Annotated in this window: 22 protein-coding genes and 1 pseudogene; 17 read left to right on the forward strand and 6 right to left on the reverse strand. The window is 67.3% G+C overall.

Going from position 1 to position 22,208, the window contains the following annotated elements; translation table 11 throughout:
• Positions 1 to 133 precede the first annotated feature (133 nt).
• Positions 134 to 1,129 (forward strand): annotated as a pseudogene (locus tag RM423_RS14435) (IS630 family transposase).
• A gap of 17 nt (positions 1,130 to 1,146) precedes the next feature.
• Here the strand turns inward: RM423_RS14435 and RM423_RS14440 are convergent.
• Together RM423_RS14440 and RM423_RS25670 are read right to left on the reverse strand one after the other, a co-directional pair.
• Positions 1,147 to 1,380, reverse strand: a complete 234-nt coding sequence (locus tag RM423_RS14440; protein WP_311423740.1) for a hypothetical protein — start codon at positions 1,378 to 1,380, stop codon at positions 1,147 to 1,149.
• 133 nt (positions 1,381 to 1,513) lie between these two features.
• A complete protein-coding gene (locus tag RM423_RS25670) occupies positions 1,514 to 1,891 on the reverse strand; it encodes an ApeA N-terminal domain 1-containing protein (protein WP_396327726.1) in 378 nt (125 codons plus the stop codon).
• Between the two features lie 133 nt (positions 1,892 to 2,024).
• Here RM423_RS25670 and RM423_RS14445 point away from each other — a divergent pair, with 133 nt between their 5' ends.
• The 13 genes from RM423_RS14445 to RM423_RS14505 all read left to right on the forward strand — a co-directional run bounded on the left by RM423_RS14445 (position 2,025) and on the right by RM423_RS14505 (position 16,759).
• Positions 2,025 to 2,519: a hypothetical protein gene (locus tag RM423_RS14445; protein ID WP_311423741.1), complete on the forward strand. Its 495-nt coding sequence runs from the start codon at positions 2,025 to 2,027 to the stop codon at positions 2,517 to 2,519.
• A gap of 91 nt (positions 2,520 to 2,610) precedes the next feature.
• The gene (locus RM423_RS14450) at positions 2,611 to 3,522 is read left to right on the forward strand and encodes an aminoglycoside phosphotransferase family protein (protein ID WP_311423742.1); all 912 of its coding nucleotides are present in this window, start codon (positions 2,611 to 2,613) and stop codon (positions 3,520 to 3,522) included.
• A 162-nt stretch (positions 3,523 to 3,684) separates the two neighbouring features.
• The gene (locus RM423_RS14455) at positions 3,685 to 5,361 is read left to right on the forward strand and encodes a GspE/PulE family protein (protein ID WP_311423743.1); all 1,677 of its coding nucleotides are present in this window, start codon (positions 3,685 to 3,687) and stop codon (positions 5,359 to 5,361) included.
• A 37-nt stretch (positions 5,362 to 5,398) separates the two neighbouring features.
• Positions 5,399 to 6,508 carry a type IV pilus twitching motility protein PilT gene (locus tag RM423_RS14460; protein WP_311423744.1) on the forward strand — a complete coding sequence of 370 codons (1,110 nt, stop codon included), beginning with the start codon at positions 5,399 to 5,401 and terminating at the stop codon, positions 6,506 to 6,508.
• 4 nt (positions 6,509 to 6,512) lie between these two features.
• Positions 6,513 to 7,742: a type II secretion system F family protein gene (locus RM423_RS14465; RefSeq protein ID WP_311423745.1), complete on the forward strand. Its 1,230-nt coding sequence runs from the start codon at positions 6,513 to 6,515 to the stop codon at positions 7,740 to 7,742.
• A gap of 212 nt (positions 7,743 to 7,954) precedes the next feature.
• Positions 7,955 to 8,383 (forward strand): prepilin-type N-terminal cleavage/methylation domain-containing protein, encoded by a 429-nt coding sequence (locus tag RM423_RS14470; RefSeq protein WP_311423746.1) that lies wholly within the window; start codon positions 7,955 to 7,957, stop codon positions 8,381 to 8,383.
• Between the two features lie 128 nt (positions 8,384 to 8,511).
• Positions 8,512 to 9,303 (forward strand): prepilin peptidase, encoded by a 792-nt coding sequence (locus RM423_RS14475; protein WP_311423747.1) that lies wholly within the window; start codon positions 8,512 to 8,514, stop codon positions 9,301 to 9,303.
• A gap of 34 nt (positions 9,304 to 9,337) precedes the next feature.
• Positions 9,338 to 10,417 carry a type IV pilus assembly protein PilM gene (gene pilM / locus RM423_RS14480; protein WP_311423748.1) on the forward strand — a complete coding sequence of 360 codons (1,080 nt, stop codon included), beginning with the start codon at positions 9,338 to 9,340 and terminating at the stop codon, positions 10,415 to 10,417.
• Positions 10,414 to 11,130 carry a hypothetical protein gene (locus tag RM423_RS14485; RefSeq protein ID WP_311423749.1) on the forward strand — a complete coding sequence of 239 codons (717 nt, stop codon included), beginning with the start codon at positions 10,414 to 10,416 and terminating at the stop codon, positions 11,128 to 11,130. The genes pilM and RM423_RS14485 overlap by 4 nt, the downstream gene beginning before the upstream one ends.
• Positions 11,127 to 11,795, forward strand: coding sequence for a hypothetical protein (locus RM423_RS14490; RefSeq protein WP_311423750.1), 669 nt, complete (start codon positions 11,127 to 11,129; stop codon positions 11,793 to 11,795). Before RM423_RS14485 ends, RM423_RS14490 begins: the two co-directional genes overlap by 4 nt.
• Positions 11,796 to 11,805: 10 nt before the next feature.
• Positions 11,806 to 14,484 carry a putative Ig domain-containing protein gene (locus RM423_RS14495; RefSeq protein ID WP_311423751.1) on the forward strand — a complete coding sequence of 893 codons (2,679 nt, stop codon included), beginning with the start codon at positions 11,806 to 11,808 and terminating at the stop codon, positions 14,482 to 14,484.
• Positions 14,469 to 15,122, forward strand: a complete 654-nt coding sequence (locus tag RM423_RS14500; protein ID WP_311423752.1) for a hypothetical protein — start codon at positions 14,469 to 14,471, stop codon at positions 15,120 to 15,122. The genes RM423_RS14495 and RM423_RS14500 overlap by 16 nt, the downstream gene beginning before the upstream one ends.
• A 77-nt stretch (positions 15,123 to 15,199) precedes the next feature.
• Positions 15,200 to 16,759, forward strand: coding sequence for a ricin-type beta-trefoil lectin domain protein (locus tag RM423_RS14505; RefSeq protein WP_311423753.1), 1,560 nt, complete (start codon positions 15,200 to 15,202; stop codon positions 16,757 to 16,759).
• Positions 16,760 to 16,763: 4 nt separating this feature from the next.
• Here RM423_RS14505 and RM423_RS14510 read toward each other — a convergent pair whose 3' ends face one another.
• Positions 16,764 to 18,017: an MFS transporter gene (locus tag RM423_RS14510; protein ID WP_311423754.1), complete on the reverse strand. Its 1,254-nt coding sequence runs from the start codon at positions 18,015 to 18,017 to the stop codon at positions 16,764 to 16,766.
• 131 nt (positions 18,018 to 18,148) lie between these two features.
• On the opposite strand from RM423_RS14510, the gene RM423_RS14515 reads away from it, so the two are divergent.
• Entirely contained in the window at positions 18,149 to 18,673 is a 525-nt protein-coding gene (locus tag RM423_RS14515) for a MarR family winged helix-turn-helix transcriptional regulator (protein WP_311423755.1), read from the forward strand.
• A 125-nt stretch (positions 18,674 to 18,798) separates the two neighbouring features.
• On the forward strand, positions 18,799 to 19,332 hold the full coding sequence (locus RM423_RS14520) for a VOC family protein (RefSeq protein WP_311423756.1): 534 nt from the start codon (positions 18,799 to 18,801) through the stop codon (positions 19,330 to 19,332).
• 99 nt (positions 19,333 to 19,431) lie between these two features.
• On the opposite strand, the gene RM423_RS14525 is transcribed toward RM423_RS14520, so the two are convergent.
• Complete coding sequence (locus RM423_RS14525; protein ID WP_311423757.1) at positions 19,432 to 20,301, reverse strand: alpha/beta fold hydrolase; 870 nt, start codon at positions 20,299 to 20,301, stop codon at positions 19,432 to 19,434.
• Between the two features lie 65 nt (positions 20,302 to 20,366).
• Between RM423_RS14525 and RM423_RS14530 the strand changes: the two genes are divergently transcribed.
• The gene (locus tag RM423_RS14530) at positions 20,367 to 21,026 is read left to right on the forward strand and encodes a class I SAM-dependent methyltransferase (RefSeq protein WP_311423758.1); all 660 of its coding nucleotides are present in this window, start codon (positions 20,367 to 20,369) and stop codon (positions 21,024 to 21,026) included.
• A 17-nt stretch (positions 21,027 to 21,043) separates the two neighbouring features.
• Here RM423_RS14530 and RM423_RS14535 read toward each other — a convergent pair whose 3' ends face one another.
• Both RM423_RS14535 and RM423_RS14540 read right to left on the reverse strand, forming a co-directional pair.
• A complete protein-coding gene (locus RM423_RS14535; protein WP_311423759.1) occupies positions 21,044 to 21,799 on the reverse strand; it encodes an SDR family NAD(P)-dependent oxidoreductase in 756 nt (251 codons plus the stop codon).
• A gap of 31 nt (positions 21,800 to 21,830) precedes the next feature.
• Entirely contained in the window at positions 21,831 to 22,175 is a 345-nt protein-coding gene (locus RM423_RS14540; RefSeq protein WP_311423760.1) for a Dabb family protein, read from the reverse strand.
• Positions 22,176 to 22,208 lie beyond the last annotated feature (33 nt).

Genomic DNA, 22,208 nt, shown 5'->3' on the forward strand with positions numbered 1-22,208 from the left:
CCGCCGCCGGCACTCCGCCTGCGGCTACCGCAGCCCGATCACCTACGAGAACACCACCACCGCGGCTACGCTACGACCGGCCGCATAACAATCAAATCGCGTGTCCACTTTTCGGGGCGAAGGCCCGGTGGGAATGGCGAGGTCGATGTCGTTGCCGCATCGCACAGTGGTCCAGGCCAAGGGTTTGCTGTTGGCCGCGGATGGGGCCGCGAATCAAGAGATCGCCCGCCGGTGCGAGGTCGATTCGGACACGGTGCGGCGGTGGCGCAGACGCTTTGCCGACAAGGGTGTCGAGGGCGTCGGGGTGATCGCCAAGGGTCGCGGGCGTAAGCCCCCGATGCCGGCAGGCACGGTCGAAGAGGTCGTGCGGCTGACCCACCAGGAGCGGCCCGCGGACGGCTCGAGGCACTGGAGCACCAGGTCGATGGCGACCCGAGTCGGGATCGGCAAGGACGCGGTGGCCCGGATCTGGTCTGATCATGGGCTCAAGCCGTGGAAGGTCGACACCTTCAAGATCAGCAACGATCCGCGTTTCGAGGAGAGACTCGTCGATGTCGTCGGGCGTTACCTCAGCCCGCCGTCGCGGGCGGTGGTGTGCAGCTTTGATGAGAAGACCAGTGCCAGGCCCTGGACCCTACCCAGCCCTCGCTGCCGATGAAACGTGGCCGGGCCGCCACGATGACTCATGACTACAAGAGGAACGGCACCATCGATCTGTTCGCGGCCATGAACCTGGCCACCGGCGAAGTACTCACCGATCTGCGCAAAGGCCACGCTGGCGCCGACGTTTTGCGGTTCTTCAAACAGATCGACGCCACCGTGCCCCGCGGCCTGTCCGTCCACGTCGTCCTGGACAACCTGTCCGCCCACTCCACGCCCGAGATCAGAAATGGCTGGCTCACCGCGACCGTCGCCGCTGGCACCTGCACTACACCCCGACATCGAGCTCCTGGCTCAACCTCATCGAACGCTGGTTCAAAGAACTGACCGATCGGCGCCTACGCCGCGGCGTATTCACCAGTGTCGCCGATCTCAGTGCGCCATCACCACCTGGGCCGAGCACTGCAACACCGACCCGAAACCATTCATCTGGAAAACCACCGCCGAAGACATCATCACCAAGGTCTAACGCGGACGCGACACCCTTCACCAGGGACCGAGAGCGACGCGCCTTGGGTCTCGGATGACCAACGACATGCTGATCAGCCCGCACGCTTCCCCGCTGGCCAGCGTGAGCAGGTCGCAGAAGGCCGAGGTCATGGCGTCGAAACCCGAGTAGGCGGCGCGACCCGGCGGCGTCAATGTGAGCCCGGCGGTCGCATCCCCGATCACGGATGCGGTGTCGCGGCGCTCTTCGAACCGGAAGACGCTCGACAGCAACCCGGCGCTGATCGTCCACCCCCGACTGTGACGCCCACTGGGTCGGGGGGCCGAATGTGGGCGGAGCGATCTATGCCGTCGCTGTTTAAGCGGTGCTCCACGGCGGAGATGGCCAACCAAGTCATGAAGTTTCTCAAGGTGGAGGCAGGCACGCCTGAAGATCGGCTCGTCGAGGTCTTGGAGGTGCACCCCGATCAACGCCCTCCCGGCGCCCAGCGAATGGAAGCTCGGAGCTCCGAAGCCGGCTGTCCTTGATCCTCTGGTGGCAGTGCACCAACGTGATCGAGGTGCCCTCGCAGGTCCCATGGACCAGGGGTAACTCGCGCTGCTTGCCAGTGAAGGAGAACCCGTTCCCGCTGGGAAGCGGAATCCGGACGTCGAGGTCGAAGCCGCCGATGAGTTCGAGCGCGATCTCCCCGTCAGCGCCGATCATCAGAACGCCGGGCTGAGCTTCTGTCCGAACCCGGCACAGACCAATAGCCATGCCACCGCCGCTCCTCAACCACAGCATCAGAATGACATGCCGCCACAACCAGTACTGAGCCACGATCTTGACTGACTGACTGTCAACGCCAGCCGGTTGCGTAGCGACGGCGCATCAGCGTGCTGATCGACATCCCGCTCTCGCAATCCGAGGCAAACGAATGCTCACCTCTTTAGATGCCGCCCGGCGTTCTCCACATGCCCTCGAGGCAGGAACCGAATCAAGACGATGCAGGCTACAGATCGGCCGAGGTTCCCAGCTCTACCAGGTCCGCAACGTGCTGCGCGCCGGCGCCGAGAAGCTGTCCGAACGACAGATCATCCGGCTCAACGCCGGGCTGGAGGCCGGGGACCCGAACTACGAGGTCACCATCGCCTGGCAGTGCTATCAGAAGCTGCGAGCCGCGTTCAGCGCCAAGGACCTGCACCGCGGCCGCCGCATCGCGATCGAAGTGCTCGACAGCTTCCACACCTGCCCCATCCCGAGATCGCACGGCTCGGACGAACACTGCGTTCCTGGCGGGAACAACTGCTCGCCACTTCGGCACCGGCCGCGCGAACAACTGAGCGGCACCGAAGCGATTCAACGGGATCATCGAGCTACACCGCCGCATCGGCCTCGGCTTCCGCAACCTGGCCAACTACCGACTGTGTGATCTTGGCTGCCGGACGGCTCATCCACCCGAATCTCCGATGAGCCCGTAATCGACGTTGCGAGCCGATGGCGGATACCGCGATAATTCCACGATGCCTGAAGTCGTCCATCCGGACGGTCGCGCACACATTGATGCCGCGCTGGTGAAACGTCTGATCGCCACCCAATTTCCGCAGTGGAGTGGATTGAGCGTCGTACCGGTAGAGGTCGACGGCTGGGACAACCGCACCTACCGCCTCGGCACCGATATGACGGTACGTCTGCCCACTGCCGACCACTATGCGCCGGCGATCGACAAGGAGCACCGCTGGCTGCCCGTGCTGGCACCACCTGTGCCGGTGGAGATTCCGGTCTGTCTCGCCAAGGGCAAGCCCAGCGATGGCTTTCCGTACAACTGGTCCGTTCGAAACTGGATAACCGGTGAGACGGCCGATCATGCACACATCCCCGAAGAGGCGGAATTCGCGACGCAGGTAGGCGAATTCCTCCGCGCGTTGCAACGCGTCGACCCGACTGGCGGTCCGGTCGCGGGCGTACACAGCTTCTATCGAGGCGCGCCCCCGGCCCACTACGACGGTGAAACCCGACGCGTGCTCGAGGCACTGGCGGGCCGTATCGATACGACGACTGCCACGGCGGTCTGGGCAGCGGCGCTGAGCGCGACCTGGACGGGCCGGCCGGTCTGGTTCCACGGAGACGTGGCCACCGGAAACCTGCTGGCCAGGAACGGCAGGCTCGTGGCCGTCATCGACTTCGGAACGTGCGGCGTAGGCGATCCCGCCTGTGACCTGGTGATCGCCTGGACCAGGTTCTCCGGAGAGAGCCGAGAGGCGTTCCGGCACGCCGTCCGAGCCGACGACGGAACCTGGGCACGGGCGCGGGGCTGGGCGTTGTGGAAGGCGCTGATCGGACTGGCCGAGCATATCGATACCGACGCTCAGCGAGCGGCGATCAACCGCCGGGTGATCCAGAACGTGCTCGCCGACCATAAGCGCTCGACCTGACCGCAGCGCGACGGATTACGCAGCAGATCACGCGACTTCCGCCGGGACGCTCAGATCTGCAACGCACAGCCGATAGGAAGCGCAGTGGTGCCTACCCGTCCACGATAAATCCCCCGGTCGGGGGCGCGGTAGGTCACCACTTCGGCGTTTCCCGGAGGAGCCATGGACCCAGCACTGCGCGCCATTGTGACGGCACTGCGTACCCGGGGCATGAGCGACGAGGTCATCCAGCATGCGATGACCACCGCTGAACTGACGTCCCGCCCACTGCGCACCGTCCTCATCGACGACCAGCTTGTCACCGAGTTCCAGCTCGCGCAGGCGGTCGCCGAGGCCTACGGCGTCGAGGCCGCCGAACTGTCGAGCTTTCCGATCGAACCGGCTGCCATGGGCAGGGTTCCGCTGACGCTCGCACGCCGGCACCGAATGCTTCCCATCGCCGTCACCGAAAGCACCATCACCGTCGCGGTCGGTGATCCCGGCGATGTCCTGGCCCTGGACGACATCCGGGCCGCCACCGGCCTCATGGTGCGCCCGATGGTCGTCACCAAGGACGAGCTGAACCGGCTGCTGGACCGCTACACCCGGGAGAGCACCGATCTCGACCAGGCGGCGGCGCAGATCGTCGCGGACGAGGGCGCCGCCAGCAGCAGTGACGGGCTGAACTCCGTCAACGAGGACGCCCCCGTCGTCCGTTACGTCAATGCCCTGCTTGAGCGGGCGATCACCAGCCGTGCCTCCGACATCCACCTCGAGCCCAGCGAGTACGACCTGAAGATCCGGCTGCGCATCGACGGCGTGCTGCACGAGGTCGACGCGGTGCCGCGCGGAATCCAGGCAGCCCTGATCTCGCGCCTGAAGATCCTCTCAGGCCTGGACATCACCGAACGCCGGGTGCCGCAGAACGGCCGCATCACCAAGGAACTGGGCGGACGCAGCATCGACCTGCGTACCGCCACCCTGCCGACGGTGTGGGGCGAGAAGGTCGTGCTGCGGGTGCTCGACACCGGCAGCATCGACCTCGAACTGCGCAAGCTCGGGTTCACCGACGACAACTACGCACGCTTCTCGGCCAGCTTCTCCAAGCCGCACGGCATGGTGCTGGTCACCGGGCCGACCGGTTCCGGCAAGTCCACCACCCTGTACGCCACCCTCGGCGAGATCGCGCGGCCGGAGGTCAACGTGATCACCGTCGAGGACCCGGTGGAGTACCGGATGGACGGCATCAACCAGGTGCAGGTGAACGTCAAGGCGGGCCTGACCTTCGCCGCCGTGCTGCCGGCGATCCTGCGCTCGGACCCCGATGTCGTGCTGATCGGTGAGATCCGGGACCGGGCCACCGCCCAGCTCGCGGTCGAGGCTGCCCTCACCGGCCACCTCGTGCTGTCGACCCTGCACACCAACGACGCTCCGAGCGCGATGCCACGGCTGGTCGAGATGGGGATCGAGCCGTTCCTGGTGGGATCCTCGCTGGACTCGGTGCTCGCCCAGCGACTGTCCCGCAGGCTGTGCGAGTGGTGCAAAGAGGCCTACGCGCCGCAGGAGAAGGACCTGTCCGGCGCGCAGTGGCCCTTCGAGGTGTTCGGGAAACCGGAGAACTTCTGGCGTCCGGTGGGCTGCCGGTCCTGCGCCCAGACCGGCTACCGCGGCCGGTTGGCGATCAACGAGGTCATGCCGGTCTCGGAAGAGATCGAGCGGCTGACCGTTCGGCACGCGGCCGCCAGCGAGATCAAGAAGGTCGCGATCGCCGAGGGCATGGTGACCCTGCGCGACGACGGCCTTCGCAAGACCATGGCTGGGCTCACCAGCCTCGAAGAGGTACTCCGGGTGACGGTATGACGCCGCCATCCACTGCAAAGACAACTGAGGAAGTCACATGAATCCGCTGACCGCAATTGACGGCCCGTTCTCGATGCACGAGGCGAAGCGCGAGCTGGACGAGCTGCTGAGCCTGCTCGTGGAGCGGGGTGGCTCGGACCTGCACATCACGGCAGGCATCGCCCCGTGCTTCCGGGTCAACGGCGAGCTGAAGCCCTTGGAGGGCCGGGATCGGCTGCTGCCCGTGGACACCGAGACGCTCATCCGGTCCATCCTCAGCGACGCGTTGTGGCACCGCTTCGAGACGACCCAGGAACTCGACACCGCCTACGCGCTACCGGGGGTCAGCCGCTTCCGGGTGAACGTGTACCGGCAGCGCGGTGCCGTCGGCGCCGTCATGCGTGCGATTCCGCACAAGATCCGGGGCCTGGAGGAACTGGGGCTGCCACAGTCGGTGGAGAACTTCGCACACCTGCCCCGTGGCCTGGTGCTGGTCACCGGCCCCACCGGCTCGGGAAAGTCCACCACGCTGGCCAGCCTGCTCGATGTCGCCAACCAGACCCGCGCCGCGCACATCGTGACGATCGAGGACCCGATCGAGTACCTGCACCGGCACGGCAAGAGTGTGGTCAACCAGCGCGAGGTCGGCTCGGACACCGCTGACTTCTCCGTTGCCTTCAAGCACGTGCTGCGGCAGGACCCCGACATCATCCTGGTCGGGGAGCTGCGCGACCTGGAGACCACGTCCGTTGCGGTGACCGCGGCCGAGACCGGTCACCTGGTGCTGGCCACCCTGCACACCCAGTCCGCGGCCCAGACCATCGACCGGCTGATCGACATCTATCCCCCGCACCAGCAGCAACAGATCCGCGCGCAGCTGTCCAACTGCCTGCAGGGCGTGGTCACCCAGGCGCTGGCGCCCCGCAAGGACGGGATGGGCCGCACCATCATCTGCGAGATCATGACGGCCACCTCCGCCATCCGGAACCTGATCCGGGAGGGCAAGGTGCACCAGATCCCGTCCTTCCTGCAGTCCTCCTCCGACGCCGGCATGATCAGCTTCGACCAGCACCTGGCCCAGCGCTACGCCGACCAGGTGATCAGCAAGTCGACGGCCCTGGAACTCGCGCACGACCCCAACGAGTTCAAGCGACTGGCGAGGATCTGACCCGGTGGCCACCAAGACCTTCAGCTACGAGGCCATCGACGCTACCGGCGTCATGTCGAAGGGCAGGATCGAGTCTGAATCTGCCGAAGCCGCGGCCAACGCGCTCGCCGACCAGCGGCTGGTGCCGCTTTCGGTCACCGGCGCCGGCGGGGCCCTGCAGAAAGAGATCAAGATCCCCGGCCTCGGGGGACGCACCAGCCTCAAGGACTTGGCGGTCCTGTCCCGGCAGTTCGCGTCCATGACCTCCTCTGGCCTGACTATGCTGAGGTCGCTGTCGATCCTGGAAGACCAGGCCGCCAAACCGAAGATGAAGACAGCGCTGGCGCAGGTCCGCGCGGACGTCCAGGGCGGCATGCCGCTGTCAATCGCGATGTCGCAACATCCCGAACACTTTCCGCTGCTGATGATCAACATGATCAAGGCCGGTGAGACCGGCGGTTTCTTGGACGAGGCGCTGTCGCGGATTGCGCGGATGTACGAGTCGGATGCCAACCTGCGCGCGAAGATCAAGTCCGCCATGACGTACCCGGTCATCGTGCTGCTGTTCTCGCTGCTGCTGGGCACCGGCGTGATCATCTTCATCGTTCCGGTGTTCGAGAAGATGTTCAAGAACCTCGGTGGCAAGCTGCCGCTGCCCACCCAGATCATGGTCACGCTGTCGCACAACATGTATTGGCTGCTGCCGATTATCCTGGTCGGCTCGGGGGTGGGGCTGCGGGCATATCGCAGGGCGGTGCGCACGAACTACGGCTTCCGGCTGGCAATGGACCGCTTCAAACTGAAGCTGCCCGTCTTCGGAACCCTGTTCACCAAGCTGGCGATCAGCCGGTGGGCACGCAACCTCGGCACCCTGCTGGCGGTCGGCGTGCCCATCATCCAGGCGTTGGACATCGTCGGCGGAACCGCGGGCAACGCCGTGGTGGGTGAGGCGATGAGCGACGTGCGCGACGCCGTCCGGTCCGGCTCGCAGATGTCCGGCCAACTCGCCAAGCATCCGATGTTCCCCAACATGGTGGTGCAGATGCTCGAGGTCGGCGAAGAGACCGGCCAGATCACCGAGATGCTGGACAAGGTGGCCGATTTCTACGACCAGGAGGTCGAGACCGCCACCGACTCCCTCACCTCGGCGATGGAACCGCTGCTCGTCGTCCTGCTGGGAGCCGTCATCGGCACCATGGTCGTCTGCCTGTACCTGCCGATGTTCTCTATCTACCAGCACATCCAGAGCAACTGAGCCCTGTCCTACCCGCAGCGCCGTGCCCGGTCCGGGCTGCGGCGTTGCGCCGTTTTCCGGCCCAGGCCATCGTTACCCGAATGGAATATTCCGTAGTGAATAACTTGTGAAGTCGCCTCAGGTACCTGAGAATCGCGCCGATTTCATAGCTGAAGCACCACCTAACGCAAGCCGGCTTCGCCGCCGCTACCCGACCGAGCCAGGAGGCTCCCATGCTCAACAAGCTCCAAAAGCTCCGCGAGGAGCGCGCCGCAGGCGACAAGGGCTTCACCCTGATCGAACTGCTGGTCGTCGTCGTCATCATCGGCATCCTGATCGCCATCGCGATCCCGCTGTACCTGAACTACCAGAAGGGCGCCAAGAACAAGTCGGCGCAGTCTGACACCCGCAATGCCATCGCCGTCGTCGAGCAGTGCTACGCCGACAACAGCAACACCTACCCGGCCAGCAGCACCGCCGACGTCACCGGAACCATCCCGCTAACCTGCGGCACCGGCACCGGCACGATCAACATCTCGCCCGGAAACAAGATGACCTACACGCTGACCTCAGGCACCTACACGGTCAAGACCGTCGCCGGCAGCCCCGGCAGCGCGACCTACATCTACAGCAGCTCGACCGGCCAGACCGCCGCCTCCTGATCCCTTGTTCACCGGAGTGACCGGCCGGGATGGGGCGCCAATCGTCCCGACCGGCCGGTCACTCGCGTTTACCACCACCACAGCACCAGCTCAACCGAGTCCCCCAACCAGCCCAGAGGATGCCGACGATGCCGATCCTGATCGCGGCGGCTGCCCTGCTGGGGCTGGCGATCGGCTCGTTCCTCAACGTGGTCATCCACCGGATGCCACTGGAGCAGTCGTTGTCGACCCCGGGCTCACACTGCCCGACGTGCGGTTCCTCGATCAGGGCACGCCACAACGTTCCGTTGCTGGGATGGCTGATGCTGAAGGGCAGGTGCGCCGACTGCCGATCGCCGATCAGCCCGCGGTACCCCTTGGTCGAACTGGCCACCGGAGCACTTTTTGTTGCGGTGACACTGCAAGCGCACCGGTTGCACGAGCTGCCGGCGTTACCGGCACTGCTGTTCTTCACCGCCATCGGGATCGCACTGAGCCTCATCGACCTCGACGTGCACCGGCTGCCGAACTCGATCGTTATCCCGTCCTATCCGGTGCTGGCGCTGATGCTCACTGTCGCGGCGGTGGTGGCCGACGACCCGGCGGCACTGGTTCGCGCAGGGATCGGCGGCCTGGCCCTGTTCGGCGGATACTTCGTGCTGGCCTTTGCCTACCCGGCGGGAATGGGCTTCGGAGATGTCAAGCTCGCCGGGATCATCGGTGGCATATTGGGATTCCTGTCGTATCAGGCTCTGATCGTCGGCGCGTTCGCGGCCTTCCTGCTCGGCGGCGTCGTAGGAATAGCCGTGTTACTCAGCAGGGCTGGCTCACGCAAGACCGCGCTGCCGTTCGGGCCATTCATGATCGCCGGAACCCTCATCGCGCTGTTCACGGCGCCTCAGATCGCCGGCGCTTATACCGATCTTGTCTTCAACGCCTAAGTTATCAGATCCCGCGATCTGGTTTGGAGAACCCATGAAGCAGCGCCGGACCGGCATAGCCAAGGTCGGGGTGGTCAACACCGACGGCCATGCCATCGGCCTCGACCTGGGAGCGACGTGCGTGCGCGCCGCAATCCTCGCGCCAGGAGCGCAGGACGGCCACCCGTCGGTGACCGTGCACGGTCTGGGGCAGCTGGAGTTGCCCGAGGGCGCAGTCGTCAACGGCGTGGTCTGCAACGAAGCCGCTGTGACCGACGCCCTGCGGGCGCTCTGGCGGCTGAACAACTTCGAGTGCCGCAACGTCATTCTCGGCATGGCCAACCAGCAGATCGTCGTGCGGGACATGACCGTTCCCAACCTGTCCCCCGATCAGCGCGCGAAGGCGCTGCCCTTCCAGGCCCGTGAGATCGTCGCGTTGCCGATGGACCAGGTGCTGCTGGACTTCGCTCCGCTGGCAGAACCAGACGCTGAGACGAACACCGTGACCGGACTGCTGGTGGCGACTCCCCGCCAGCCGGTGCTGGCGGCGGTCGCGGCGGTCGAGAAGGCGGGGCTCAAGGTGGCCCGCGTCGACCTGTCCACCTTCGCCACCCTGCGTTCCATCGCCGACGAGCGACTGGCTGTCGAGGCGGTGCTCGACATGGGCGCGCACCTGACCAGCATCGTCATACACAACCAGGGCATTCCCAAGGTCGTCCGCACCGTGTCACGCGGCGGCCGGGAACTCACCGACGCGCTCGCCGACAAGCTCGGCTTCAGCCCGGACGACGCCGAGCGTGCCAAGCGTGACATCGGGCTCGACGGACCCCACCCCGAGATCGCCAGGATTCTCAACGAGGTCCTGCGCCCGCTCCTGGCAGAGATCAGAAGCTCGATCCACTACTTCGGATCCACCAGCAGCGGAGCGAGCCTGGAGCGGATCTCGCTCACCGGCGGGGCGTCCTCACTGCACGGGCTGGCCGAGCTGCTGACCGAGCAGATGAGCATTCCCACGTCGGTCGTCGCGCCGATGCAGCACATCAGCAACCGCTGGACAGCCGCCCAGCCGGAGGCCAACCCGGAGTTCCACGCCAGCGCGGTGTCCGTCGGCCTGGCCATGGGAGCGGCAGCATGACCGCCGTCGGCCCGCAGGCCCGGATCTGGAACACCATGCCCGGCTGGGGAATCGTCGCCGACCTCACGCCGCCCGAGCTCACCGCATCACGTCGGCTCGCTGTCATCCGCAAGGCACTACTCGCCGGCATGGTCTCACTGCTGGTACTGCTGGTACTGCTGGTGCTGCTGTACGGCTACACCGCCCACGCCAAGCACATGGCCTCGAACGATCTCGCCGAAGAGAACAGCCGTACCTCGCAACTGCTCGCCGAACAGCACCGCTACAGCGACGTCACCCAGCTGCATGCCTCGATGACCGGAATCGACGCCAAGATCGCCACTTTGATGACAGCCGACGTCGGCTTCGCCAGCACCATCGGCTCGCTCCGGAGCGCCCTGCCGCCGACGATGGCCCTCGACGACATCGAGGTGAAGATCAGCCCGGCGGGTGCCCTTGCCGCCACCGCCGGTTCCGCGCAGGCCGGCACCGCGTCCTCACTGGACACCTCGGGTCACAAGTCGATCGGCCAGGTCATCCTCAACGGCAGTGGTCACAGCCTGGACGACCTGCCCGCGTACCTGGCGAACCTCCGCAAGATCACAGGAGTCATCGACGTGGTTCCGGTCTCCAACGAGGTCAGCGGCCCGTCGGCCCAGTTCAACGTGACGTTGTCGCTCACCGACGAGGTTCTCACCCATCGCTTCGACGCCAGCAAGGTGACCGGCCGATGAAACTGCCTCAGAACGAGAAGACCTGGATCGCCGGCGGCTTGGCCAGCGCCCTGGTGCTCACGGCCGCGGCCTGGTTCGGCGCGATCTCACCCCAACGGTCCAGCGCCGCTGACCTGCGCAGCCAGCGCGCGGACGCCGAGACCCAGAACACCGTCCTGCTCGTGAAGACGAACCGGCTGCGTTCGGACAGCAAGAACCTGCGCCAGCTGTCGGCGCAGTTGGCCGACCGGCTCAAGCAATTGCCGATGGACAGCGACTTCTCCGGCCTCACCCTGCAGCTGAACCGCCAGGCCGCCGCCTCGCACGTGATGTTGACCAGCATCGTGATCGGCACGGCCGCACCCGTCAACGGTGCGGCGTCGGGTGCGCACAGCGTCGCCTCGGCCACGGCCAATCCCGCCGGAGGCATCTACGCTGTACCGCTCACGGTCGTGTCGTCCGGATCACTCGCCAACCAGAAGGCGTTCCTCACCAAGGTCCAGCAGGCCGGACCACGGCTGGCACTGGTGACCTCGACCAAGCTCGTGCCCGGGACCGCCGAGAACGGCAAGTCCATCGATCCCGGCTCCAGCATGACAACCGTCTTCACCGCGTTCGTCGCTCCGCAGAGCGCTCAGGTCGCGGCACAGCTGGCCAAGCAGCTCGCTGCCGGAAGCTCCGGCTGATACCACTTCCATGATCAAGGGCCTGCTCGCCGCGCGCCGCGACGCCGATTCGCGTGAAGGCGGTTTCATGCTGCTGGAAGCCATCATCTCCATCAGCCTGATCGTCGTCATCATGACCGCGCTGACGACCTTCTTCATCACCGCGGGGCGTTCCACGAGCGACCTCAGAAGTCGTCAGACGGCATCTCAGCTCGCAGCCGGCGCGATCGACCGCATCCGGGCTTTGCAGCCGTCGGACACCTACGCCGGACGGACCACCACCGCTGTCGCGAATCAGTTCCAGGCGGCACCGGCTGCGGTCGCCGGCTGGTTGGCCTCGATGAACCAGGTCAGCGACGACAGCGGGGCCACGCCCAAGCTGCCGATGGTGGACTACGTGACGCCGGCCGCCGGCCCTCGATTCACCCTGACCACCTACATCGGCTCCTGCACGGTCGCGACCGCGTCCGATCCCGGCACCGCGTGCGCCAACACCACGGGATCGACCGTCAGTGTGTCGAACTTCCTCCGGGTGGTTCTCGCCGTCACCTGGCAGGACAACCACTGCGCGGCCAGCGGCTGCATCTTCGCGACCGCCACCCTGCTCAGCGTCGACAGTGATCCCGACTTCCTGCTCAACGAGACACCGCCGCCGGTTCCGGTGATCAGCGACCCCGGTCCCCAGTCCGCCGCGATCAACGACGTCGTCTCGCTCCAGCTTGCCCTCGACGGCGGCACCGGTGTCAGCCCGGTCACCTGGAGCATTCCGGCCCAGGGTCAGCCCGGCAGTCTGCCTGCCGGGCTGACCATCAACACGGCTGGCCAGATCACCGGCACGCCCGACGGCCCGGCCAACGGCAGCGGGCAATCGGTGGTCGTCACGGTGACCGACGCATTCCTGCGCACGGTGTCGAGGACGTTCACCTGGAAGATCCTCAACGATCTGGTACCCAGCAATGTCGGTGCCCAGTCGGCGTACTTGGGCGTCGCGATCAGCAACCTCACCCTTACCGCGACGGGTGGATCGGGACCGGCGTTCAGCTGGAGCGTTCCGGTGCAGGGCCAGACCGGCAGCCTGCCGCCCGGGCTGAGCCTGAACCCGAGCAGCGGTGTCATCAGTGGCATCCCGACCAGCGTCGGAACCTACCAGAGCCTCATCACCGTCGCGGACTCGTCCGGGCGGACGAGGCCCCGTGTCCTCGCCTGGACCATTGTTCCCCCACTGGTCGCAGTGACCCCCGCCGACCAGATCAGCACCGTGAGCACCGCAATCACGGCGCTGCCGCTCGGTGCCAACGGCGGTTCCGGAAGTTACGTCTGGAGCGATCCGAGCAGGACGCTGCCGTCCGGGCTCTCGGTCAGCTCCGACGGGGTGGTCACCGGCACGCCGACCGGCACCGTGTCCGGCCTGCAGGTGCGCCTGACCATCACCGACGCGGCCGCACGGACCAGCACGACGCAGACCTTCACCTGGTCGGTGGTCCTCGCGCCGTCCGTATCGGCGCCCGCCACCCAGATCGACACCGTCGGCGGGGCCGTCAGCCTGCAGCTGGGTATCGGGTGCCCGAACACCCCTTGCGCGATGGCCCTGACCAACGCCCCGCCGGGACTGTCGATCAGCGGCGCCGGCCTGATCACCGGCACCGTGAGTGCACCGTCTGCCAACTACACCTCGGTCCGGGCCTCGATCACCGACGCCGCCGGCCGGACGGTCACCAGCAACGCCTTCACCTGGACGATCATGCCGCCGCCGACGGTAAGCGCCCCGGCGGCCACCTTCACTACCCCGGCCGGCAGCGCCATCACCTCCCAGGCGCTGAGCTACACCTGTCCCACCGCGTCCTGCCAGTTCACCGTCACCGGCATGCCCAGCGGTATCGGCCTCGCGACCACCAGCACCGGCACCGCGAGCGCTGTCGTGAACGTCATCACCACAAGCGGGTCCATCTACCTGGGAGGCACGATCAGCACCAGCGCCGGCGGCTCGTACGCCGTCGTGGTCACGCCGCTGGACACCAGTGACTCGATCGCGGGTATCGCGGTGTCGTCAACGTGGACGGTGACCCGGCCCACCGCCTCCGGACTGCCCACCCCGTACACGCTGCTGCGCGGCTGGACGGTTTCGAGCCCGGTCGACTACACCTGCCCGACCGCCAGTTGCACCCTGACCCTGTCGGGCGCGCCGGCCGGTCTCGGCCTCAGCTCGACCGCGACCGGGACCGTGTTCACTTCGGTCAACGTCGTGTCGACCTCGGGCGTGGTTTACCTGCGGGGGACGGTCAGTAGCTCCGCCGTCGTCGGCAGCTACGCGGTCAAGGTAAGCCCGGTGGACACCAAGTACACCGTGACCGGCATCGCGGCCACCGCCATCTGGACCGTCGCGAGCACCGCCCCGGCCCTGGCGAACCTGACCGCGACCCGGGGCACGGCCATCGCCACCCAGTCCCTGGGCTACAACTGCACGTCGGCCTGCACGGTGAGCTTTGCCAGCACTAGCAGCGCGAGCGGTTCGCTGGCCGGCAACTGGCTCTCGGTCACCTCTACCGGAACACCGACCTCGACGGTGATCGAGGCCGCGGGCAGCGGCACGTTCTACGTGGCGGGAACCGTCAGCAGCACGGCAGCCACCGGCACGTACAGCGTGAGCGTCACCATCAACGATCCCAACGGGATCACGATCACGGAGCCTGCGACGTGGACAATCCAATGAGGCGGCTCGCAGCACGGCTAAGGCTGCGGCTACGCTCCGACGAGGGCGTCACCATGGCCGAGATGGTCGCGGGCATGGCGTTGATGACCGTGTTCCTCGGCATGTTCACCGGCGCGGTGACCCTGCTGACCCAGGGCTCCAGCCGCGCGGAAACGCTGATCGCGACCTCCGGCCAGCTGAACAACGTGTTCATCCGTTTGGACAAGTCGATCCGGTACGCGGCGGCCATCAGCACTCCGACCCTCACGGCCAACACCTCGAACAACTACTACGTGGAGTTCCAGACCACCAACACCGGCCAGGCCGTTTGCACGCAGCTGCAGTTGAATACCGCGACATCCGTGCTGAGGCAGCGGACCTGGGTGGTGCCCAGCAGCGGGCCGATCACCGCCCTGACCGACTTCACCGCGCTCGGGACTGACCTCAGGGCGCCCACCGCCCCGTTCATTCTGGTCGCCACCGGCGCGCTGGACTTCGAGCAACTGACCGTGACCCTGAGTTCCGGCATCGGCAGCTCGTCCGTGACATCGTCATCCTCGGTGACGTACACCTCGGTCAACAGCAAGGACGCCTCGTCGCGGGCCGACCGTGATCCCACCCAACCGAACAGCGTGTGCCAGGAGGCGGGTCGGCCGTGACAGTGTCCTCGATCTGGCCGCAGCGCCTGTGGAACCGCTTTGGCCAGCGCTTATCAGACGATCGCGGATCACTGCCCATGGCCATGATGGTGATGCTCATCGGCCTGACGCTGACCGCAGCGCTGATCCCCAGCATCATCAACCAGCGCCGGTCGACCACCTTCGACACCACCCGGGTGCACTCGCTCAACGCCGCCCAGAGCGGAGTAGACGCCGTCATCGGCAAAATCCGCGACTCGGTGAGCTCGGGCAAGGGCGACCCGACGAAGCTGCCCTGCACCACCGATGCGTCCCAAAACCAGACGCTGCCGCTGACCGGCAACGTCACAGGCGGCGCCGCGACCTACAGCGTGACGATCCAGTACTACGTCAGCAATCCCACCGGACATCCGGAAGTGCCTGTCATGCGCTGCGTGCCGGGCTACGGCACCTATGATCCCGGGTCCAGTTCAGTCATCCCCCGCTACGCCCGGATCACCTCGACCGGTTCAGACAATGCCGGTGGCGTCACCGCGGACGGCGGCTCGCCCCAGCGCACCCTGACCACCGTGTATGCCTTCCAGGTGGACAACTCCAACATCAGCGGCGGAGCCATTCGCGTTTATCCCAACGGGACAACGGAATCGACAATCTGGTGCATCGACGTAGGATCAGGCACGCCCACGGCGGGTGTGACAATCCCGAAGCTGCAGCAGTGCAGCACCAGCTACCCGCCGGCCCCGCAACAGGTCTTCGCCTACCGCACCGACCTCACCCTGCAGCTGACCAGCTCGATCGGGACGATCGTCGGTGGCATCACCTACACCACGGGTCTGTGTCTGGACATCCGTGACAAGAGCTCGACCACTCCGACCTCGGGTAGCCCCCTCATCCTGAGGCAGTGCGGCGCACTGGGCAGCCCGGTGTGGTCCCAGCAGTGGAGCTTCGACGACCACAGCTCCTTCCAGGCACCCACCTCGTCCAGCGCGACAACGGCCACGCTGTCCAATCTCTGTATGACGGTCACCAGCCACACCGCGAACGCGCAGGTGGCCCTGGCCACCTGCGACGGTTACCTCATCAGCCCCACGGACGCCTGGATCCCCACCCCGAGTGTCGGTGCGGGCGCGGCCGCGGCGGCGGGCTCCATGCAGTGGATCAACTTCCAGCAGTTCGGCCGCTGCATCAACTCCCCCGGAGCGGTGACCAACCCGCCGTACCTGATCGCGCCTGGCTGCAAGCAGAACCCCAAGCCAGGCGGCGTGAACTGGAACCAGAAGCTCACCTTCGACAGCAACTCCGGGTGGTTCTACTACAACACCGGTGGAGTCAAGTACTGCCTCTACAACCAAGGCACCGGCGTCGACACCTTCGTACTGCTTACGGTCTGCTCCGCTAATGCTGGCAACAGCGTCCCGCCGTCTCGTATGGTGTGGACCCGTTCCACACCAGCCACCTCGCCGTCGATACCGTTCTCTCAGCAGTACCGCTTTCAGAACGGCGGGTTGTGCCTGTCGCTCAAGACCGTGCCGACGAACGATCAGTTCACCGTCTGGCCCAAGCTCGTGATGGCCACCTGTGACTACAGCACCTTGCAGCAGTGGAATGCCGTCAACGTCACCGGCAGCTTCTCGCTCCAGGACACCTCGGAGAAGTAGCGCCTCAGCCGACCAGTTCGGGGATCTGGAACTTCTGCGGTGGGCGGCCCGTCGATCCGGGCGCCATCCTGCGCAACCGCAGCGCCGCCACGGCGGCGGCCACACAGAAGAGCATCTGCATCGCGATGAACACCGCGGGCAGGTCGAGACCGAGCAGTGCCCCCGACAGGATTGGGCCGATCGCGGTAGCCACGGTGGTCGCGCCGGTTACCGCGGCCATGGTGCGTCCCGCCGCCCCCTCGGGAGCCAGCGAGGCGGCCAACGGGGACAGGATCGGCGCCATCATGGTCTCGCCCAGGGACAACGCGGCGAAGCCGAGGAACACGAAGATCGAGTCGAAGCCCCCGACCAGCAGCGGCAAGCCGAAGACCGCCCAGCAGCCGACCCACAGCACTGCGCACAGCGCCAGTAGCGAGGTGCCCCGCCGGCGGCGGGTGTAGGCGACCACGGGTCCGGTGAGCGCCGCGACGAGCACCGCGTTCACCGCGACCGCCGCACCGAGCACGGCGGGGTTCACAGTCGTCGACTTGAGCACGTAGGCGGGCAGGCCCGCATCGAACTGCGCGTAGCAGGCCAGGGTGATCAGCAGCGCGATGCCGAGCAGCCAGCGGATCGGCTTGCGCGCCAGGATCTTGCCGTACGACACCGATCCGGTCGCCCGCTCCCCCGCGCCGGAGCGGCCGGCCGCCGCGTGCGCGCCACGTCCGGCCATTGCCACTACCGCGGCGCTCACCAGGGCGACTGCCGCGGCGAGCAGGTACACCGGGCGCATTCCGGCCGGGCTGGACAGGTCGACCAGCATGCCGCCGAGCGCGGCACCGGCGGCGGCGCCGAGGTTGGTCGCGATGAACTGCCAGGCGAAGACGTCGCGCCGGCGGTCGGCCGGAGTGCGCTCCAGCAGGATCACCTGGATGGCCGGTTGGGACATCGCCAGCGCCGCGCCGAACCCGGCTGCCGCCAGCCAGACACTCATCGGGTTGGCGGCGAAGGCCAGCAGGACGGTTGAGATCGCCATCGCCACCCGGGCCAGCGCGGCCACCACGGTGGGATTCGCCCGATCGGCTGACCAGCCCGCCAGCGGGGCGGCGATGATCGAGCCGATCGCGAAGGCCGTGAAGGTGGCCGTGGCGACACCGCCGCCCAGGCCGCGCGCGCTCGAGATGTCTGCGTACAAGAACGGGAATACCGCACCCCAGCCTGCTGTGGCGAGAGCGCCACCCGACAGCAGGACAAGGGTCCGCCCGAGACCGGACTGCACTGTTGCTCCTCTGAAATCACCGCGGCACGACGTGGCCTTGCCTAGGACCGCGTGCCTGGCGGCCAGCCATACGTTTCGATATTAAAATTCGGCATCGAACTTTCGATATCGAATAACTGTACACTGATGCCGTGGCGAGCACTTCGGATGGTCCCCGACCCACGACAGCGCCGAGCACGCGCCCGCTGTCGGAGTACGAATCCGCTGTCGCCGGCTTCACGGCTGCCGGCGCGGACGAGACGGTGCAGCGGGTCGTGACCGCCCTGTCCCGGGTGCACAAGCGACTCGACAACTTCTATCGCGAGCAGCTTGCCGACCTGGAGCTGCAGCGCGGCGACTGGGGCGTCCTGCAGGCACTGGCCCTGCAGGGACCGGATGGGTGCTCGACGCCGTCGCGGCTCGCCGACGTCAACGGAGTCTCACCCTCGACGATGACCCACCGGCTGGACCTGCTGGCCGAGCGCGGACTCGTCGAGCGCGCGGTGGACCCGGCCAACCGCACCCGCAGCAAGGTCCAGCTCACCAGGACCGGCCGGGAGCTGTTCAACCACGCGGTGCTCGACGCCGACATGGTGGAGTCCGAGGTGCTGGCCCCGCTCGACGAGCACGATCAGCGCCTGCTGGCGGACCTGCTGGAGAAACTGCTCGGCGCCTGATCGGTATGCCCCGGCCGGTTGGTATGGCCGGGGGTCGCCATGGCGTACCAACCCTGGAAGGCGAAGTTGAACGATCAACTAAATTGGATTAGGCTGGACACAACCCGCTAGCCCAGGAGGCCGCCATGTCCATCTTCCGGTTGAACCATGCCGTGCTCTACGTCCGTGATGTCGAGCAGAGCGTCGCCTTCTATCGCGACGTGCTCGGCTTCGACTACATCGAGGGCGGCGACGCCATGCGGGGCGCGGCCTTCCTCCGCGCTCCCGGCTCGGCCAATGACCACGATCTGGGCCTGTTCCAACTCGGCCCGCAGGCAGCGGCCTCCACGGCCGGGCGGTCCTCGGTCGGGCTGTACCACCTGGCCTGGGAGGTGGACACCCTCGGGGACCTCGAGCGGCTGGCCGGCGGGCTGGCGGCGGCCGGTGCACTGGTCGGGGCCTCGGACCACGGCACCACCAAGTCGCTGTACGCCCAGGACCCGGATGGGCTGGAGTTCGAGGTGGTGTGGATCATCCCGGCCGAGTTCCTGACCGACGAGGACCGTGGCAAGTCGGCAACCATCCGCCCCCTGGACCTCGGACGCGAGATCGCCAAGTACGGCCGCGAGGCACGCAGCGGAGTGGGGATCTCGCGGGAACCCGCCGTCGTCGGAAGCTAATCGGCGAAACCTCTGCACGCAGTAACGGCCGTGGTGCCCGCACCGGCGTGACCGTTCCCGCCGCGTCGTTCGCGGTACCGAAGCCGAGGAAGGCAAGATTCAGCGGCGCGGAGCGACCAGGTTCTCGAGGATCATGCCGAGCTGCGAGACCAGCGACAGGTGCCCCTCGGTGGCGAACAGGTGCGCCTCGGCGCCCGGAATCCTGGCCGCCAGCCACTGCCCGTGCGCGAACGGCACCATCCGGTCCTTGCGGCCCTGCCACACCGAGACCGGCACCGGAATGTCGGAGAGCGCGAAGCCCCAGTCCTCGACGAAGGCCAGGTCGTCGTCGCGCCAGCCGGCGATTCCGGCCGCGACCGCCCCGCGGAGGGCGGCGGCCATGTCGTCGGCGAACTCCCCGGTCAGCGCTTCGCGGTCCACCGACGAGAGCAGGCCCGACATCCCTTCCACCACCGAGTCACCGGTCGCGCCGCCGAACACAGCGGTCATCGGCTCGAGGAAGGTGGTCAGCGCCTCGGTGCCCTCGAACGCCGCCGTGAACTCCGCGACGTTGCTCTCGTCCATGCCGTCGAGAAAGTCGATGCCGGCTGCGGGGTACGGCGCCACTCCGGCCAGGGTCGCCGCGCCCAGGCAGCGATCGGGAAGCAGGGCGGCGCAGGCCAGCGCGTGCGGACCCCCGCCGGACCAGCCCAGGGTGTGGAACTCCTGGACACCGGCGGCATTCAGCACTGCCCGGACGTCCGGAACGCAGTCGGCCACCGTCCGCCCCGGCTTGGCGCTCGACTGCCCGTAGCCGGGGCGGGAGTAGCTGATCACCCGCAGCCCGAGCGCGGACGCCGGTCCGGTCACCGCCCGGAACAGCCTGGCCGCATTGGGCGTACCGACATGAAACAGCAGTGCCCGGCCGACCGCCGGACCGCTGACCAGGTACTCCAGCTGCCTGCCGTCCGCGGCTTGGGTGATCGCCATGGAGCCGATGATATGCGGACCGAGTCGAGCCGTCAGCACCTCTCGCTGCCCGTAGGCTCGGTGATATGACAGCGCGGGACAAGACAGCACAGGACGGGCAGGACGCCCGCCCGGCCACCACCCGATGGGCCGAGCTGACCGGCAGCAGCACCGGCGCGGACTGCGCCCGGCGTTTCGAACAGCTCGCCGCGGACGGCCGGGACATGCACGGCGAGGCAGGTTTCTGCGCGACGCTGATCGGGCCGCCGGCCCGGGTGCTGGATGCCGGCTGCGGAACCGGTCGGGTGACGATTCGGCTGGCAGAACTGGGCTATCGGTGCGTCGGCGTGGACCTCGATCGATCCATGCTCGACGAGGCGCACCGGCTTCGCCCGGACCTCAGCTGGCACGAGGCCGACCTCGCGAGCCTGGACGCCGCGACCCTCGGAGCTCCGTTCGACCTGGTGGTGGCCGCCGGCAACGTCATTCCGCTGCTCGCGCCGGGCACCCTGGCGGCCACCATGTCGGCTCTGGCCGCGGCGCTGGCGCCGGGCGGCACGGTGGTCACCGGGTTCGGTCTGGACGCCGCGCACCTGCCGCACGGTTGCCCGGTCACCTCGACGCGGGAGTACGACGCCGCGTGCGCGACCGCCGGCCTGTGGCTGGCGCAACGCCACTCGGACTGGGCCGGTTCGCCCTTCACCGGCCTGGGCAACGGGTACGCGGTGAGCGTCCATCGGCTGTGAGTAGCAAGTCAGTTGCTTCAGCGCAGGTAGGACGCGCCGTTGGCATCGAGGATCGCGCCGCTGGTCCACCGCGCCTCCGGCGAGCTGAGCCAGCCGACCGCCGCGGCGATGTCGGCTGTCTCACCGGCCCGCCCGAACGGACTCTGCGCGCGGATGCCGTCGCCGACCGGGCCGCCGAGCAGGTGCTCGGTCATGTCGGTGGCGACGAAGCCAGGCGCGACACCGTTCACCACAATGCCCCGCGGTGCGAGGGCCACGGCCAGTGACTGCGTCAGCGCGTGTAGCCCGGCCTTGCTCGCCCCGTACGCGGGTGCGGTCGGCTCGCCGCGGTAGGCGCCACGCGAGCCGACCATGACGATCCGCCCGCCCTCCGGGCCCTGTTCCCGGTTGAGCAGGTGGTCGACGACCTGCCAGGTCACGGCGGCGGCGCCGAGCAGGTTCACGCCGATGACCTCGCGCCAGTTGGCGTTCCACTCCTCGTAGCTGGTCTGCTCGATCGGCCGCTCCACATAGATGCCGGCGTTGTTGACGAGCACGTCGACAGTTCCGAGCGACTCGACCGCGCAGTTCACCAGGTCCGCGACCGCGCTGTCGTCGGCGAGGTCGGCGGCCAGCATCACGTGGCCGTCCCCCGGCAACTCCGCGAGCAGCGCTTCGGCGGCTGCCACATTGGACTGGCAGTGCACGGCGACGCGGTCGCCGCGGGCGGCGAGCGTACGGCTGATCGCCGCGCCGATGCCTCGGGAGCCACCGGTGATCAGGGCACAGGACATGAAAGCTCCTCGTTGACGGTGAAGGTCATGCTCAGGTTCTGCCAGCCGAAGCCGGCGGCGGCACGATGACGGTCTGCTCCGTGAGGTGGTAGTCGAAGGCCAGCGGCGTGCAGTCGTGCTCGAGCACCCAGGCGAGGAACCGCTGATGCACCGGGTGCCGCTGGTAGGCCTGCAGTGCGGCGACGTCCTGTAACTCCATGTAGAGCAGGTACTGGTGACCGCGGGTGCGCGCGCCGGTCAGGTCGGAGCCGAACCGGAGGGCGTCGATGCCGCCGATCACCCGCGGCCAGGCTTCGATCTGGTCGCGCATCTCCCGCGCCTGAGCCTCGTCCAGCTCCTCGGTGAAGGCGAACAAGACGATGTGCTGCAAGGTCATCGGGCCACCTGCCGCTCTCTCCCGGCCCGGACG

Source organism: Jatrophihabitans lederbergiae, from assembly GCF_031845305.1.
Lineage (GTDB): Bacteria > Actinomycetota > Actinomycetes > Mycobacteriales > Jatrophihabitantaceae > Jatrophihabitans_A > Jatrophihabitans_A lederbergiae.